The sequence below is a fragment of the Phytohabitans houttuyneae genome, assembly GCF_011764425.1.
Lineage (GTDB): Bacteria > Actinomycetota > Actinomycetes > Mycobacteriales > Micromonosporaceae > Phytohabitans > Phytohabitans houttuyneae.
In genome coordinates this window covers 1665237-1682077 of sequence record NZ_BLPF01000002.1, presented here as the reverse complement: position 1 = coordinate 1682077, position 16841 = coordinate 1665237, and the positions used below count along the sequence as shown (strand labels likewise).

Sequence of the window (16841 nt, the reverse complement as noted above, 5' to 3'; positions counted from 1 at the left end):
GCCGAATCGTCCACGCTGGACCCGAGTGCTTGTCAAGTCCACGACAACGCTTTTCCGTGGCCGCCCTATGATCGTGACCCATGGTTGCGAAAGGTGCCCTGTCCAGGCTCTATCCCGGCCGTACCCATGATCTCGTCGTCGTCATTCCCGGGATCATGGGGAGCGAGCTTTATGACACGGACCGGGGAAAGACGCTCTGGGGCGCCTCGCTGCCGCTGCTGCTGCGCTCCTGGGTGGACGGTGCGCCGCTGCGACACCTCGCCCTCGACGAGCGCGAGACCGACGGCGAGTACGGTCGTGTCCGCCCCGTCGGGCTGCTGAAGCTCCCCGAGTACCTGCCGTTCCTGCGCGGCGCCGAGCCGTACACGACGCTGGTCAACGCGGTGCGCGACTGCGTGGTGGACCCGCGCGCGGTGGTGGAGTTCGCGTACGACTGGCGCCTGCCGGTCCGGCACAACGCGACGCTGCTGGCCGACACGGTGCTGGCCCGGCTGGAGCGGTGGCGGGCGACCGCCGAGCACGAGGCCGCACGCCGCGCGCACCCGGCCGGACGCCCGGCCGCCGTGGCGGTCGTGGCGCACTCCATGGGCGGGCTGCTCGCCCGCGAGCTGACCTGCGCGCCGGGCATGAGCGACCTCGTGCGCACGGTGATCACCCTGGGCACGCCCTTTCACGGCTCGCCGAAGGCGGCGGCGCTGCTGGGCAACGGCGAGTTCCGTACCCGCCGGGGCGCGCGCGTGCTGCCCGCTCGCCGCCCGCTGATGTCCGCGGCCCGCCGCGACGCGGATCACGGCGTCCGCGCGCTCGCGGCCACCCTTCCCGGCCTCTACGACCTGCTGCCGAGGTACCGGTGTGTGGACGACGGCGCGGACGGACGCCGGCTCACCACCGCCGACGTGGTGGCGCTCGGTGGCGACCCCGCGCAGGCACAGGCGTGGGGCGACCGGCACGCGGCCGAGCCGGGCACGCTCGACGGCGGGATACATCGGCTGGTCGTGGGCGGGGCGCAGCCGACCGCGCAGAGCCTGAGCCTGAGCTCCGGGGTGGTCACCCTGCTGCACCACGAGCTTCGCGCCGGCCGCCCGGACCGCTTCGGTGACGGCACCGTGCCCACCGGATCCGGCGAGATACGCGGCCGGGTCCCGGTCCGCTTCGACCAGACGCACCAGGGGCTGACCAAGGCGGACGCGGTGCTGCGCGATGTCGTGCAGACGCTGCGCGAGTTCGATCCCGAGCAGCTGGGCCCGCCTCAGGGCGCCACCGAGGGCGTCGGGCTGGACGTGCCCGACACCCCGGTGCCGGTCGGGGAGGAATGGACGGCCACGCTGCGCGGCGTGCGTCGCCGGACGCGGGTCGCCGCGACGATCACCGAGGTCACCGGTGCGGGCCGCCGCCTGCCGTGCACCGTCGAGATCCGCGACGGCGCGGTACAGGTACTCGTGAACGCACCCTCGTCCGGCCTCTACCGCCTGGAGGTGACCGCGGGCGGCGGGCGCCTGAGCCATCTGGTGCTCGCCCTCGACGGCGGCGACGCGGATGAGTGACGAGGCGCCGCTGTTCTTCTCCCTCCCGATCGGCGCCTACCGCGACACCCGCTGGACGCGCCTCGACACCGACGCGGAGGTCGGCCGGATCGCGGAGCTGCTGGCGCCCTTCGGCTTCGCGCACGACCCGTGGCCGGCGGCTGTCGAGGAGCGCGGCGAGGACGGGGTGAACATCCGCCTCAGCGACTGGAACCACCGGTGGCGCGGGCGCGCCACCATCTTCTACTGGGTGGGCCACGGCTTCCGGGACAGCGAGCGGGCCCTGCTCGCGCACTACTTCACCGTCCATCACGACGACGAGCGCGACATGCACGGCGTGCTCCCGCTCAAGCTCAGCGAGGTGCTCCGCGGCCGGTACGGCGATGAGCACCCGCCGCCATGGACCGTGATGATCATCGACGCGTGCTCCTCGGCGGCGTTCGTCCGGGAGCTGGCCACGCACGTCACGGCCACGAGGGACGCCACGCCGACACAGCTTCTGCTCCTGGGCACGTCGGGCGACGGCGAGACGCGGCTCGGCGAGGTGAGCCGCCACCTCGCGCAGACCCTGAGCACCCACTTCGCGCGCAACGACCGGATCCCCGTGGCCGGCCTGATCGGCCAGATGGTCGCCGACGGCCTGTACGCCGCGAACGTCATCTCATTCGGCACGCTGTCCGGCGCCGACCTGGTGCGGCGGCAGGCGACCGCGCCGGTCACCGCACCGCTCGACCTGCTGGCCGACGTCGAACGGGAGATCAACGCGCTCGGCGAGCTCGAGCGGGCGCACTTCGTCCGCCCCCTGCACGGCGGCGAGGCCGGCGACCTGAGCTGGTACTTCACCGGTCGCGACGCTGAGCAGCGGCGCATCGCGGGCTGGCTGCGCGACAACGACCACGGCCTGCTCGCGGTGGCCGGCCACGCCGGTGTCGGCAAGTCCGCGATCCTCGGGCACGTCCTGGTCCAGTCCCGGCCGCCGATGCGCACCGTGCTGGCCCGGCTCGGCTTCGACCTCACCGCCGACGAGGAGCAGCTTCCCGGCGACGGCGTCTTCACCTCGACGCTGCTGCTGACCGGCTTCGACCGCCACTCGCTGGCCGCGGCCCTCGCCGAGGTCGGTGGGCTCGCCAGGCCCCCGCTGTACAACGACCCCGGGCGGCTGGCCCGCTGGCTCACCGACCGGCTCCCGCCCCTGACGCTGCTCGCGGACGCGCTCGACCAGGCACGCGAGCCGGAGATCGTCGCCGGGATGCTCGCCCAGATCGCGCGGCGTGGCGGCATCCGCGTGCTGGTCGGCACCCGCCGCTCGGCGGAGATCCTGGAGGAGCTCGGGGAGCACCCGGTGCTGAGCGTCGAGTACGACGAGTCCACCGTCGTGGAGTACGTGCAGGACCGCCTCTTCCGCGCGTTTCCCGACCTGGCCGGGCCGGCGGCGCTCGCGACGGCGCGGCTGGTCGCCCGCCGCGGCCGCGACTTCCTGTTCGCCCGCCTCGCCGTCGGTGAGCTGCTGGAACGCCCGGGCCTGCTGGAGGATCGGGAAGCGCTCGACGGCCTGCTCGCCCGCGGCCGCAGCGGCATCTTCGCCGACTGGCTCGACCGCGCCGGCGGGCAGGCGCCGGCGATACCGCGGCTGCTGCTGGCCCTCGCCTACATGCGCGGGCGTGGCCTGCCCAGTGCGGACGGTGTCTGGGCGACCGTCGCCGGCGCCCTGACCACCGGGCCTCCGCTCACCACCGCCGACATCGCCGAGGCGGTCCAGCGCCGCGCGGCCGGTTTCCTGGTGGCCGACGTGGAAAACGGCACCACCGTGTACCGGCTGGCTCACACCGTCTACGAGGACGTGCTGCGCGAGCGGCACGGTGCCGGCGAGGAGAGCGCGCATCTGGCGATCGTGCGGGCGCTGCTGCAGGCGACCGGTGGCGACGGCGCGCTCGCGCCCTACTCGCGCGCGTACCTGTCGGCGCACGCGGCGGCCGCCGGCCGGCTCGGCTGGAACGCGCTCGCCGAGCGCCCGCGGGTCCTCGACCGGCTGGACGGCGTCCGGCTGCGTACCGATCTCATCCGCGACGCGCTCGGCCACAACGACCTGCCCCCGGAGATCGTCGGCGCGGTCGGCGCCGGCCACCTCATCGCCACCGCCGATCCCGCGGACCGGCGGGGCATCCGCGAGGTGGCGATGGCCCGGTACGCCGGCACCAGCCGGTTCGGCCGCAACGTGGACGGCGACACGTGGTCGGTGCGCAGCGCCTGGCTGGCCGGCGAGACCGCGCACCTCACGGTCGGCAAGGCCGGCGGCGGCATGGTGAACGCCCTGACGACGTTCCTCGGCCCGCGCGGGACCCTCCTCGCGAGCGCCGGCGACGAGGGGTCCGTCCGCCTCATCGATCCCGTGACGGGCCAGCAGGTCGACCGCCTCAGCCAGCCGGGGGTGCGGTGTGGGCCCTCACGGCGGCCATGGCAGGCGGCCGGAACCTGCTCGCGTCGGGCGGCGACGGCGGCCTCATCCGCTTCTGGGACCCCAAGCGCCACCGGACCCCGCCAGGCCCACTGGCCGGCCACGCAGGCCGGGTCCGTGCCCTTGCCGCCTTCACCGCGGAAGGCCGGCGGCTGCTCGCCTCCGGCGGCGACGACAAGACGCTGCGGATCTGGGACCTGGACAAGCACGAGCCGCTGGCGGCCTGCCCGGGCCATGACCATTGGGTGATGGCGGTCGTGCCGTTCACGGACGCGGACGGGCGGGCGCTGCTGGCCACGGCAAGCCGCGACAAGACCCTGCGGATCTGGGACGCGCTGACCGGCGAACCGCTGCGCGTCCTCAGCGGACACACCGACTGGGTGTACGACGTCGCCACGTTTCCCGGCCGTGGCCGCCGGCCGTGGCTGGCGTCCGCGGGCGGCGAGGGCTGCGTCCGGATCTGGGACCCCGCCACCGGGCGGGAGGTGCGGGAGCCGCTGCGCGCTCCCGGCAACGCCGGCCACCGGGCGGTGCACGCGGTGACGCCGTTCATCGGCGCGGACGGTACCCCCTTGCTCGCCTCCGGCGGCGACGACAAGATGCTCCGGATCTGGGACCCCGTCGCGGGCGTCGAGGTTTTGGCCGACTCCCAGCGGACCCACCGCGGCGGCATCCGGGCCACGGCCGTCCTGACCGACCAGCAGGGCCTGCCGGCAATCGCCTCGGCCGGCCACGACCGCGTCGTGCGCATCTGGGATCCCTCGGTCCGCCCGCCGCCGGCCACCGCCTACCCCAGCCATGGCCGGCGGGTCACGGCGATCGGCGCGTTCACCGTGAACCGCCGTCCGATGCTCGCCACCGGCGGCAGTGACCGGCGCCTGCGGATCTGGGCCATCAACGACCCCGAGCCGCCCAAGGAGGTGTCCGGCAACCCGCGGATGGCGATCAACGCGATCCTTCCGGGCAGCGGGCCGTCCGGCGCGCGCCGCCTGGTCACGGCCGGCAGCGACGGTACCGTGCGGATGTGGGATCCGGTCGACGGCTCGCAGGTCGGCGACGCGGACTGGCGCCACCACGGCGAGGTGCTGGCGCTGGCCGGTTTCCGCAGCTCCAAAGGGCACGACTACGTGGTGAGCGGCAGCAGCGACGGATGGGTCGCCTTCTGGACGCTCAGCGCCCGCGGCCCGCGCATGCACCTGCGCCTCAGGGGCCACGACGGGCGGATCCGGGCCGCCGCGGTCTTCCGTTCCAGCGTCAACGGCCGGTCGCTGGTCGCGACCGGCGGCGACGACGTCATCCGGATCTGGGACCCGGTCACCCGCGAGGAGGTCTCCGAGCCGATACCGTTGCCGCGCCGGAAGATCCTCTGCCTGGCCGGCTACCGCGTCGGCGAGACCTGGCTGCTGGCCGCCGGAATGCGCGACGGCGCCGTCCGCGTCGTCGACCCGAGCACCCGGAGCGTCGTGACAAGACTGCCCAGGGCCCACTCCCGTGAGGTCACCTCGCTGATCACCCGGGAGGGACCGGACGGCCGCCGCGTACTGGTCAGCGGCGGCCTGGACCGCACGCTGCGGCTCTGGGACCCGCTCACGCTGGCACCCCTCGCCACCCTGCCCATCCAGGTCGGCGTCACCGGCCTCGCGACCGTCGACGGTGGCATCGCGGTGGCCTCGACGGCCGGCGTCCTGCTTGTCGATCCCGGCACCCTGGGCGTGTCCCCCACCGCCTAGCCGGTGAAGGTCTGGATCTGGATCAGGTTTCCGCAGGTGTCGTCAAGCACCGCCGAGATCATCGGCCCCATCTCCGCCGGCTCCTGGGTGAAGCGCACCCCCAGCCCGCGCAACCGCTCGTGCTCGGCCCGGACATCCCCGACGGCGAACGCCGTGTACGGGATACCGTCCGCGACAAGCGCCTCCTTGAAGGTCTTGGCCGCCGGGTGCGCGTCGGGCTCCAGGGCGAGCTCGACGCCGTCCGGGTCCTCCGGCGACACCACGGTGATCCACCGGTCGTCACCCACCGGGACGTTGACCTTCTCCTTGAAGCCGAGCACCTCGGTGTAGAACCGCAGCGCCTTCTCCTGGTCGTCGACGAGCACGCTGGCAACGGTGATCCTCATGTCAGTCCCTCTCCGCTCGCTTCAGCCACCGCTCGACGATCGGCTCGAGCGGCGCGGTGTTGATGTGATGAAACTTGTACCGACCCTCGCGGCGCGTCTCGACCAGACCCGCGGCCTCCAGCACGTCGAGGTGCTGCGAGATCGCCTGCCGCGACGAGCCCAGCCCGTGCTTGGTCGCCAGGCGCGCGCAGATCTCGAAGAGCGTCTGGCCGTCGCGGTCGGTCAGCTCGTCGAGGATCGTGCGCCGCGTGTGGTCGGCCAACGCCTTGAAGACCAGGTCCACACCCCGAACATATGCAAGCGACCACTTGCCTGTCAACTCGCTCAGGCCGTGCACAGTGGACAGTGCGGGCGGGCTAGGATCGCCTGATGTCCAAGACCGGCGACCCTGGCCCGGCACCCATGGACCCGTTGACCTTGCACACCGCGGCGCGCCGTTGGTTGACGGACCGGTACGCGGAGCTGACACGCGAGTACTCGACACTGCCCGGCGCCGGCCGGACCGAGGACGGGTCCTACCGGCCCGAAGCGCTGCGCGTCTTTCCCCGCTACCAGGTGGCGGCCGCCGTGCTGTTCGAGGTCGAGCGGCTGGACCCGGACTCGCTCCCGCCCCTGCCCGCGCTCGTCGACGCCCTTGTCGAGGCGGCCCGCGCGGCCGAGTCACCCTTCACGCGGCCGGACGGCGACGAGGTGGTGGCCGAGGCGATGGCCGCCGAACGCGGCCTGTTCCGGTCGACGGTGCACCGTTGGCTGGCCGGCGGCGACCTTCGGGCCGAGCCGCTGCCGTACCGGAGGGTTCTGGCCCCGGCCGAGTCGGCCGCCAGGGACGAACAGCTACGGCTCCGTTGGGGGCTGGCCGACCGGATATGGCACCCGCTGGTGGCAGCACCGATCCCGCCGGACGTCCTGATCCTCGTCGCGGACGCCATGTGGGACGAGCAGGGCCTCGCCCGCGCGCGACACGCGCTGCGCGAGGTGGGCGACCGGCGGGTGTACGAGCTGTGCGAGGACCGCATCGACTATCTCGTCGACGTGGAGCTGTTCGCACCGCGCTACGCCGCCTCCGAAGCGGTGTGGTGCGACGACGGCCTCACCTGGGTCGCGTACGCCTCCCACGAAGGCACCGTCGCTTTCGGCGGCGAGCTTGCCGCTGCCCTGCGCCGCACCTGGGCCGGCATCGAGCAGTGGCGCTGGTCGCCCGATCCGCCGGGGGCTGTGGATCGAGGCTGGTGATCTGCACGGCCGGCAGGATACCGGCGCGCCGGGTCAGGGTGCCGGTAGCGGCTCCCGGCGCTTCAGCCACTCCGCCGGGATGCCGTTGGGTCCGGTGCCCGCGTACGCCGCGACGATGCCGCCCACGATCGCCGCCGTCGTGTCGACGTCGCCGCCGGCCTCGACGCAGGCGTGGATCGCCGTCGGATAGTCGTCCAGCCACGTGGCGGCGGCCCACAGCGCGAACGGCACGGTGTCGAAGGCCAGCACCTGCGCGCCGTTGCCCAGCTCGTACGCGGCTTCGGCCACGCTCACCCCCAGCAGGCGCCCGGCCCGGACGGTCCCGCTCATCACCCCGCTGTCGACGAGGTGTGCCAGTACCGCCTCGATCAGCTCGTCGGGTTGGAGCCGGTGGCGGGTCAGCCGCGCCCAGCCGGCCTCGGCCGCGGCCACCGCGACCGCCGCGGCGCCGAGGATGGCCTCCGGGTGCGCGTGGGTGACCTCCGCCGACCGCATGGCCTCCAGCGCGGCGGTGCGGCTGTGTCCGGCGTGGAAGGCGCCGAGCGGGGCCACCCGCATGGCCGCGCCATTGCCCATCGATCCTTGGCCGCCGAACGCCGCGGGGGCGGCCACGCGCCAGTGCGCGCCCTCCCGCAACTGGCGCAGCAGGACGACGGCGCCACCGCCGTACCCGCGGTAGGGCTCGAAGTTTTCGGCGAATCGTGCGGCCAGCCGGTCCTGGTCGATTCCGCCGTGCTCGCGCAGCTCCTCGACGATCGAGCAGGCCATTTCGGTGTCGTCGGTCCACGGCCACGGCGCGTCGGGCAGGCGCCCGCCACGCAGCGCCGAAGGGTCCGACCCGGGAACGAAGAACTGGGCGCCCAAAGCGTCGCCCACGGACAGCCCATCCAAGCTGTCACGGCAGAGGTCCAGCAACGTCATGTACCGATCGATCCTGCCAGACGCGCCGCGGGCCCGGAACCCACCGGGCGGGGGGTCCCGGCCGCCGCAACCCGCCCGTTTTGCCGGAACAGTCACGGTCCTTTGTGTTCACGGATGGCTGAAGTGAGCCAAGTCCCAATGGAGCCTGCGTGTGCTCTGTGCATTTGGTGTGTCACGTGAAATCATGCCCACACTCCACGCGCCGACTATTTGCGCTGACCCGGTCGATGCCCGCCAGGCGCAGGGCAGGCGCGTAACGCTCTCCCTGGGAGGGAATCGGATGCGCCAAAAGAAGTGGCTGCGGGCCGGGTTCGCGGCCGCTCTCACTCTTCCGCTGGCCGTGGTGACCTGGGCTGGTCCCGGTGTCGCCGCACCCAGTGGTGATTTCACCGTCGACCAGAACCTCCAGCCGGCCGACCGGGTGTCCGCCGCCAAGTCACCCACGAGCCGGTTGGCGCAGACCGACCCGACTCTGCTCAACCGCGCCGAGGCGACCCGGATCCCGGTCCTCGTCAAGCTGGACTACGACCCAGTCGCCACGTACGGCGGCGGCGTGGCCGGCCTGGCCGCGACGAGCCCCTCGGAGACCGGCCGCAAGCTCGGCCGCGGCCCGGCCGTGCAGGCGTACGAGAAGCACATCGTGCAGCGCGAGCAGCAGATCGTCACCGCGCTCACCAAGGCGGTGCCCAGCGCGGCGGTGCGGCAGCGGCTGCGCACGGTGTACGGCGGGGTGTCCGCCACGGTGCCGGCCAACAAGGTCGGCGACCTGCTGAAGGTCGACGGTGTGGTGGCGGTGCAGAGGGATCAGCTGCGCCAGCCGCTGACCGACGCGAGCGCCGCGTTCATCGGGGCCACCAGCACGTACGGCGCGCTGGGCGGCAAGAAGAACGCCGGAGCCGGCATCATCATCGGCGTCATCGACACCGGCGCCTGGCCGGAGCACCCGTCCTTCGCCGACCAGGGCAACCTCAACGCCCCGCCGGCCAAGGCGGACGGCACGCCGCGCGAGTGCGACTTCGGGGACAACCCGCTGACGCCGCAGACGGACGTGTTCGCCTGCAACAACAAGCTGATCGGCGGCGCGGCGTTCCTGGACACGTACCTGGCGCTCAACGACGGCGAGGACTACGAGTCGGCCCGGGACAGCGGCGGCCACGGTACCCACACCGCGTCCACCTCGGCCGGCAACGTGCTCGCCTCGGCACCGGTCTTCGGTGTGGAGCGCGGACCGGTGCAGGGCATCGCGCCGGGCGCGTGGCTCTCCGTCTACAAGGGACTCGGCGAGCAGGGCGGGTACGACTCCGACCTGGCCGCCGCGATCGGGCAGGCCGTGCTCGACGGGGTCGACGTGATCAACTACTCGATCTCCGGTGGCAGCCAGCCGTTCACCGACCCGGCCGAGCTGGCGTTCCTCGACGCGTACGCGGCGGGTGTCTTCGTCGCGGCGTCCGCGGGCAACTCCGGCCCCGGCTCGGCGACCACCGACCACGTCTCGCCGTGGGTCACGACCGTCGCGGCGTCGACACAGACCCGCGAGTTCAACTCCACGCTGACCATCAAGAGCGGCGCGGACACGCTGACCTTGAAGGGCGCCTCGATCACCGCCGGCGTCACCGCGGACACCCCGGTCGTGCTGGCCGAGTCGGCCGCCGGGTACCCCGCGCTGTGTGACGCGCCCGCCCCGGCCGGCGCGTTCACCGGCAAGATCGTCGCCTGCCAGCGCGGCGGAAACGCCCGCGTCGAAAAGGGCTACAACGTCCTGCAGGGCGGCGCGGTCGGCATGGTGCTCTACAACCCGTCGCTGGCCGACATCGAGACCGACAACCACTGGCTGCCGACGGTGCACCTGGCCGACGGCACGCAGTTCAAGGCCTTCATGACCTCGCACACCGCCGTGACCGGCAGCTTCACCGCCGGCCAGAAGGAAAACGGCCAGGCGGACGTGATGGCCGCGTTCTCCTCGCGCGGGCCCGGCGGCTTCGGCATCAAGCCGGACATCACCGCGCCCGGCGTGCAGATCCTGGCCGGCAACTCGCCGACGCCGGACGCGGTCGAAAACGGCCCGCCCGGCGAGTACTTCCAGGCGATCGCGGGCACCTCGATGTCCGCGCCGCACATCGCCGGCGCGGCGGTGCTGCTCAAGTCCCTGCACCCCGGCTGGAGCCCGGGGCAGATCAAGTCCGCGATGATGACGACGGCCATCCAGGAAGTCGTCAAGGAAGACCTGACCACGCCGGCCGACCCGTTCGACTACGGCGCCGGCCGGGTCGACCTGCGCAAGGCGCAGAAGCCGGGCCTGACATTCGACGAGTCGGCCGAGCGGATGCTCGCCATCGGCAACAACCCGGTCAGCGCGGTGCACCTGAACCTGCCGTCGGTAAACGCGCCGACCATGCCGGGCCGGGTCACCACGGTGCGTACCGCGAAGAACGTGAGCAGCGGCCCGCAGACGTACCGGGTGCACACCAAGGCGCCGGCCGGCAGCAAGATCACCGCCACGCCCAGCGTCTTCACGCTGGGCGCCGGCAAGTCGCGGGACGTGACGATCACCATCACGTCGACGGCGAGCGGGCAGCAGTTCGGCCAGGTGATCCTCGACCCGGTCTCGCCCAGCCTGCCGACGCTGCACCTGCCGGTGGCCTTCGTGCCGCAGCAGGGCGACGTCAAGCTGGCCAGCGAGTGCGCACCGACCCAGGTGACCCTGGGCGGCACGGCGGACTGCACGATCACGGCGACCAACGAGTCCTTCGGCGACGCCGTGGCGGACCTTTCGACCACCGTCAACCAGAACCTCAAGGTCTCCGGGGTCGAGGGCGCCACCGTCGCCGGCCCGCGCAAGGTGGTCAAGAACGACGTGCCGCTGGCCGGCGCCGTGCCGGGTGTGCCGTCGCTCGACCCGGGCACCACCGCCGGGTACATCCCGCTGGCGGCGTTCGGCGTCGCACCGAACGCGATCGGTGACGAGGAGATCCTGAACTTCAACGTGCCGCCGTTCATCTACGGCGGGCAGACGTACACGAGGATCGGGATCGACTCCAACGGGTACGCGGTCGTGGGTGGCGGCACGTCCGAGGACAACAACTGCTGCGAGCTGACCCAGATCCCCGACCCGGCGCGGCCCAACAACGTGCTGGCGCCGTTCTGGACCGACCTGGACGGCACCAACGACCAGGGCATCCGGGCCACCGTCCTGACCGACGGGGTCAGCGACTGGCTGGTCCTCGAGTGGCAGGTGGACGTCTGGGGCACCGACTCCAACCGGCACTTCCAGATCTGGATCGGGCTCAACGGCGAGGAGGACATCGTCTTCGCCTACGATCCGGCCGCACTGCCCGGCGCACCCACCGGGCAGGACCTGATCGTCGGCGCCGAAAACGTCAACGGCAGCGGCGGCGAGCAGCTTCCGGCGGGCACGCTGCCGACGGAAGACCTGCGGATCACCAGTAGCGCGCCCACGCCGGGTGCCTCGGTGTCGTACGTCGTCCAGGTCACCGGCGTCGGCCTCGGCAAGGGCGTGGTCACCAGCGAGATGACGGCGACCACGGTCCCCGGCGTCACGGTGGTCAGCTCCGAGCTGACGGTCAGGCTCCGCCCCGGCGGCATCGTCCAGTAACAACCGAACAGCAAACCGCGGCGTGCGCCGTGACCGGGGGACCGGTCACGGCGCACGCCCGTCTTCGGGCTCAGGAGTTGAGCTTGGCGCGGACATCCTCGGCCTCGGGGTGTTCGAGGTCGTCGAGGATGCTCAACGCCTGCTCCCACACCTCCCGCGCGGCGTCGCCGTCGCCGGCCGCGCGGTGCGTGTCGCCGAGCCGGCTCAAGGTCAAGGCCTCGTTGTACCGGGAGCCGAGGCGGCGGAACAGCTCCAGCGCCTGCTGGAAGCACTCGACGGCGTACGCGTGGTCGCCGAGGTGGTGGTGGGCGTACCCGAGGCTGTCCCACGTCGTGGCCTCGACGATGCCGTGTCCCAGCTCGCGGTGCACCCGCAGGCTCTCCTCGCAGTGCACGATGGCCTGCCGGTAGTCGCCGAGCAGCGCGCAGCACCAGCCCACGAAGTTGAGCGCGTCGGCCTGGCCGCGGCGGTGCCCGGCGGCGCGGAAGAGGTCGAGGGCCTGGCGGGCGTGGTCCAGGGCCTCGCTGTGGCGGTCCTGCTCGTACCACATGTCGCCGAGGTAGAGGTGGATCGCGCCCTGCCCGGGCAGGTCGTCGGCGCGGCGGTACAGCTCCAGCGCCCGGCGCAGGTGCCGGTCGGTGTCTTCGAGCCGGCCGAGGCGAAGGTTGCAGATGGCGAGCAGCCGGTGGCCCAGTGCCTGTGCGGTCGGGTCGGCCAGCCGGTCGGCGGCCGCCTCGGCCGCTTGGCCCACGGCCAGCCAGTCGTGCCAGTGTCCCTGGTAGTCGAGGTAGGTGGACAGGGCCCAGGACAGCTGCCAGGCGTGGGTGTCGTGGCCGGTGGCGGCGGCGTGGTGCACGGTGGCGAGCAGCACGGCCCGCTCGGCGCCGAGCCAGTCCTTCGCCCCGCTGTTGTCGGCCGGCTCCTCCGGTGCGGTGCCCGGCGCCGGCGGGTCCAATGTGATCGGATCGCGGAAGGTGTTCATCTGCCGCTCGGCCGCGTACGCCGAGTGCAGGTAGTGGTCGAGCATCCGGCCGGTCGCCGCCTGCCGCTCCTGCTCGGTGTCGATCGCGCCGGCCCGCTCCGCGGCGTACCCGCGCAGCAGGTCGTGCTGCGTGTACCGCCCGGGCCGGTGCTCGGCGACGAGGTGGGCGCGGGTCAGCTCGGCCAGCCACGTGCGTGCCTGCGGGAGTGTGCAGCCGGCCATGCTGGCCGCGGCCGCGGCGGTGAGGTCCGGGCCCGGGTGCAGGCCGAGCAGGCGAAACAGCCGGGCCGCGTCCGGGTCGAGGGTCCGGTAGGACCAGAAGAACACCGACCGCACGTCGGCCGCCGGATCGCCGTCCGCGGTCAGTGGCGCCCACTGGCGGCGGCTGTCGGCGAGCGCGTCGGCGAGGTCGGCCAGGCGGAGGCCGGGGTTGGTGGCGGCGTGCGCGGCCACGATCGCCAGCGCCAGCGGCAGCCGGGCGCACCGGGTGACGATCTGGTCGACGGCCTCCGGCTCGGCCGCGGTCCGCTCGGTTCCGAGCCGGCTGGCCAGCAGGTCGCGGGCCTCCGACGGGGTGAGGAGGTCGAGCGTGAGCGGGTGTGCGCCTTCGGTGGCGATCAGCCCGGCGAGCAGGTTGCGGCTGGTCACCAGCACGAGGCAGCCGGGCACGCCGGGCAGCAGCGGCCGGACCTGGCCGGCGTCGCGGGCGTTGTCCAGCACGATCAACATCCGCTTGCCGGCCAGCAGGCTGCGGTACATGGCGGTCTGCCCGTCGAGCGTCGCCGGCACCCGGCGGGCCGGCACCCCCATCGCGTCGAGCAGGGTCCGCACCGCGTCGGCGGGGTGCACCACCTGGTCGTCGGGGTCGAAGCCGCGAAGGTTGACGAAGAGCTGACCGTCCGGAAACCGGTCGGCGACCTGGTGCGACCAGTGCAGTGCCAGGGCGGTCTTGCCGACGCCGGCGGTACCGCCGATCGCGGAGATCACCACGGTGCCGCCCGGAACGGCGCGGGTGCCCAGCAGGCCGGTGAGCACGTCCAGCTCGGCGAGCCGGCCGGTGAAGTGCGGTGCCGGTGCGGGCAGCGCGTGCGGTACCACCGCGGGAGCCTGCGGCCGCCGCGCCCGGCGGGCGCCTCCGGTGTCGGCGTGCCGGTTTTCCTCGATGCGGTCCCGGGCGGTCGCCAGCCACCGCTGCTCGGCCGGGCTGGCGCCGAGCAGCTGCACCAGCACGTCGAACCTGTCGGTCGGCGCCAGGGCCTGGCCGCTGAAGTACAGCCCGATGGCCGAATGTGACCAGCCGGTCTTGGCGGCGAGCTCGCGATAGGTCAGCGGGGACTCCCCGCGCCGGCGCGCATCCCTGCGTCGCAGCTGGCGCAGCACGCGGGCAAGGTCATCCGCGCTGTGTATCGCGGCGCTTTCCGGTCCGGCCAAGGGCCCTTCCGGATCGGAAATCGACACGGAACGAAACTATATCGGTACCCGTCGACTTGCCATGTCATCTCCTGGACACAGTGGAGTGTCGGTGCGCGCGCCGCCGGCCCGGGACACTCCCCGGGCCGGCGACCCCCTCATAGCGTCAGCGGTTTGTCGTGAAAAGCAGCGAAAACTGGCTGTTGATCGGCGTACCTGCGGGGCTGCGGCAGCTCACCTGCACGAGCGTGTCGCTGCCCGAGGCGACCCAGAACTCGATGCCGCAGGTCGTGCCGGAGGTGCCGATCGCGGTCACGATCGTGTTGGTGTCGTCGAAGTCCACCTGGTTGCCCAGCCGCACCTCGTAGGTGCCCGCGGAGGTGCCCGGCGTCCGCCGTGCCTGCACCACGCCGCCGGAGGTGTTGAACCGGTTGTTCAGGTTGTACCAGGCAGTGCTGCTGGACAGATGGGCCGTGCCGTAGGCCCCGTGCCCGTCGCTGGGCACCGCGCCCGCGGTGTACGCGACGTCGAAGGCGGCGTCGACCAGCGTGCCGGCCGCGTTGTGGCAGCCGACCACGACCTGGGCGCCCGCCGCGACCACGCTGCTGCTGCGGATCTTGCAGTACTCGGATCCACCGCCGACCGCGGTCACCTGCGCGTTGCCGTTGCCGTCGGTCAGACCCGGGAAGAGCACGGTGTAGATGCCGCTGCCGGCGGTGTGCGTCACGGTGTTGACCGCGGTGGCGGCGGACGAGTTGGCCTGCCACAGCGTCGGCGCGCTGCCGGAGGCGGAGACCCATGCGTAGCCCATGTCGACGGCCCGCACGGTCTCGTAGTTGTAGTAGAGCATCGAGAACCGGTTGTCGACGGCCGCACCGGCGGTGGTGTGGCACAGCACCCGCACCCGCAGCTCGCTGGTGCTGAACATGAACCAGTCACCCACCTTGCACCGGTTCGTCGTCTGGCCGTGCATGGTGACCTGCACATGCCCGCCGGCGACGAGGCCGGCGGCCTGCTCGGTGCCGGCCAGGCCGAACAGCTGCACCATGTAGTCGCCGGTGCCCTGGCGGATGATCTGGACGGTGGCGGCGGTGGAGTTCCACTGGTAGAAGGTGTCCGGCGTGTACGAGGCGGACGACGGCTGGTTTGCCCAGACGAAGGCGTAGCCGGCCATCGCGGTGCTGATGTTGATCCGCCGCTTCACCACGAGGTTGTCCGGATCGGTGATCACCACTCCCGTGTTGTGCAGGGTGGCGAGCACCGTCGACAGGTCGGTGCCGGGGAATCTCTCCCGGTACACGGCCATCGCGCCCGCGACGTGCGGCGCGGCCATCGAGGTGCCGCTCATCGTGGCCGTACCGCCGCCCGGCACCGACGACACGATCGACGAGCCGGGGGCCAGGAGGTCGACCTGCTGGGAGGAGTTGGAGTCGCTGGCCACCGCGTCGGCCTTCGTGGTGTTGCCCACGGTGACCGCGGTGCTGATGCACGCCGGCGTGCTCACGCCGGTGTTGGAGCCGGAGTTGCCGGACGCGATGACCGTGGGCACCCCTTGGGCGCGCAGCGAGTCGATCGCCGTTTTGCGCACGTCGCTGTCGCACGCCGTCGACTGGGTGGCGGCCGACCCGATGCTGATGTTGACCGCGGCGATCCGCACGCCGCCGAGCAGCCGGTTGATCACCTGGTTGAGCCCGGCGACCTGGTCGGACTGGAACGACTTGGCGCAGACCGCAAGCAGCGGGCCGCAGTCGAAGGTCCCGGTGAAGCGGCTGAACACCTGGATCGGCATGACGCTGGCACCCGGCGCCACCCCGTCGAAGGTGATCGACCCGGACCGCCGCCCGGCCGCGATCCCCGCCACGTGCGTGCCGTGCGGGCATTCGCTCGGCGAGTACGTGCACGGCGCCGCCGCCCCGACACCGGTCTGTGACGTGCTCCCGTTCGGGCAGTTGCTGTTGCCGGAGAAGCACGCCTCTTCCACGACCCGGCCGGACAGGAACGGGTGGGTCCGTTCGACACCGGTGTCGAGCACCGCGATGACCCGGCCCGTACCGTCGAAGCCGTGCGCGGTCGCCTCCTGCGCGCCGATGATCCGCGTGCTGTCCGACAGCGCCACCCGTTCCGCCTCGTCGCGCTGCACCGACGTGATCCGGCCGGCCTTGCGCAGCGCGTCGATCGCGCCGGACGGTGCGGTCAACGCCAGGTACGGCAGCGAGTCGTACCGGTGGTGGATCGTGTGCGGCACGCCGCGCAGCTCGGTTTCGACCGCGGCGGCGGCGGTGGCGATCCGCTCCTGTGCCGAGGCCCGGGTCGCCTGCTGCCGCAGTGACGACGGGTCGAAGTCGGCCCGCAGGCCCACGATCACGCGGACGCTCTCCCCCGCCGCGGCCGCCGGCGGCGGGGCGGCCGAGGCCGTCGCCGGTGCCAGGCCCGCGGCGAGTGCCGCGATCACGAACAGAGCCAGCCAGCGGCTGGGTACGCCCGGCAAAGGGCGTCTATGTGTACGCATGGCGTGCAGGCTCGCACGCTGTCCGTCACCGGGACGGCGATCGTAGACAGCGATGGACGCCACTGGACAGGGGGTGGCG

At 72.7% G+C, this 16841-nt stretch carries 9 protein-coding genes and 1 pseudogene; 5 read left to right on the top strand and 5 right to left on the bottom strand.

The window, feature by feature from the left end:
- Positions 1 to 80: 80 nt before the first annotated feature.
- From Phou_RS30865 to Phou_RS30860, 3 genes and pseudogenes are all read left to right on the top strand, one after another.
- Entirely contained in the window at positions 81 to 1544 is a 1464-nt protein-coding gene (locus Phou_RS30865; protein WP_173062435.1) for a PGAP1-like alpha/beta domain-containing protein, read from the top strand.
- A gap of 2433 nt (positions 1545 to 3977) precedes the next feature.
- A pseudogene (locus tag Phou_RS55785) lies at positions 3978 to 4130 on the top strand (hypothetical protein); the annotation flags it as partial.
- A gap of 96 nt (positions 4131 to 4226) precedes the next feature.
- Positions 4227 to 5708 carry a WD40 repeat domain-containing protein gene (locus Phou_RS30860; RefSeq protein ID WP_246273971.1) on the top strand — a complete coding sequence of 494 codons (1482 nt, stop codon included), beginning with the start codon at positions 4227 to 4229 and terminating at the stop codon, positions 5706 to 5708.
- On the opposite strand, the gene Phou_RS30855 is transcribed toward Phou_RS30860, so the two are convergent.
- Both Phou_RS30855 and Phou_RS30850 read right to left on the bottom strand, forming a co-directional pair.
- Positions 5705 to 6094: a VOC family protein gene (locus tag Phou_RS30855; RefSeq protein ID WP_173062429.1), complete on the bottom strand. Its 390-nt coding sequence runs from the start codon at positions 6092 to 6094 to the stop codon at positions 5705 to 5707. The two genes, Phou_RS30860 and Phou_RS30855, sit on opposite strands and share 4 nt — an antisense overlap.
- Before the next feature lies 1 nt (position 6095).
- Positions 6096 to 6377 (bottom strand): ArsR/SmtB family transcription factor, encoded by a 282-nt coding sequence (locus Phou_RS30850; RefSeq protein ID WP_173062426.1) that lies wholly within the window; start codon positions 6375 to 6377, stop codon positions 6096 to 6098.
- An 86-nt stretch (positions 6378 to 6463) separates the two neighbouring features.
- On the opposite strand from Phou_RS30850, the gene Phou_RS30845 reads away from it, so the two are divergent.
- Positions 6464 to 7327 carry a hypothetical protein gene (locus tag Phou_RS30845; RefSeq protein WP_173062423.1) on the top strand — a complete coding sequence of 288 codons (864 nt, stop codon included), beginning with the start codon at positions 6464 to 6466 and terminating at the stop codon, positions 7325 to 7327.
- A gap of 33 nt (positions 7328 to 7360) precedes the next feature.
- Here the strand turns inward: Phou_RS30845 and Phou_RS30840 are convergent, their stop codons facing one another.
- Positions 7361 to 8248: an ADP-ribosylglycohydrolase family protein gene (locus Phou_RS30840; protein ID WP_173062420.1), complete on the bottom strand. Its 888-nt coding sequence runs from the start codon at positions 8246 to 8248 to the stop codon at positions 7361 to 7363.
- A 280-nt stretch (positions 8249 to 8528) separates the two neighbouring features.
- Here Phou_RS30840 and Phou_RS30835 point away from each other — a divergent pair, with 280 nt between their 5' ends.
- Positions 8529 to 11861, top strand: a complete 3333-nt coding sequence (locus tag Phou_RS30835) for a S8 family serine peptidase (RefSeq protein WP_173062417.1) — start codon at positions 8529 to 8531, stop codon at positions 11859 to 11861.
- 70 nt (positions 11862 to 11931) lie between these two features.
- On the opposite strand, the gene Phou_RS30830 is transcribed toward Phou_RS30835, so the two are convergent.
- Both Phou_RS30830 and Phou_RS30825 read right to left on the bottom strand, forming a co-directional pair.
- Entirely contained in the window at positions 11932 to 14301 is a 2370-nt protein-coding gene (locus tag Phou_RS30830; protein ID WP_173062414.1) for an ATP-binding protein, read from the bottom strand.
- Positions 14302 to 14419: 118 nt separating this feature from the next.
- Positions 14420 to 16762: a S8 family peptidase gene (locus Phou_RS30825; protein WP_173062411.1), complete on the bottom strand. Its 2343-nt coding sequence runs from the start codon at positions 16760 to 16762 to the stop codon at positions 14420 to 14422.
- Positions 16763 to 16841: the final 79 nt, after the last annotated feature.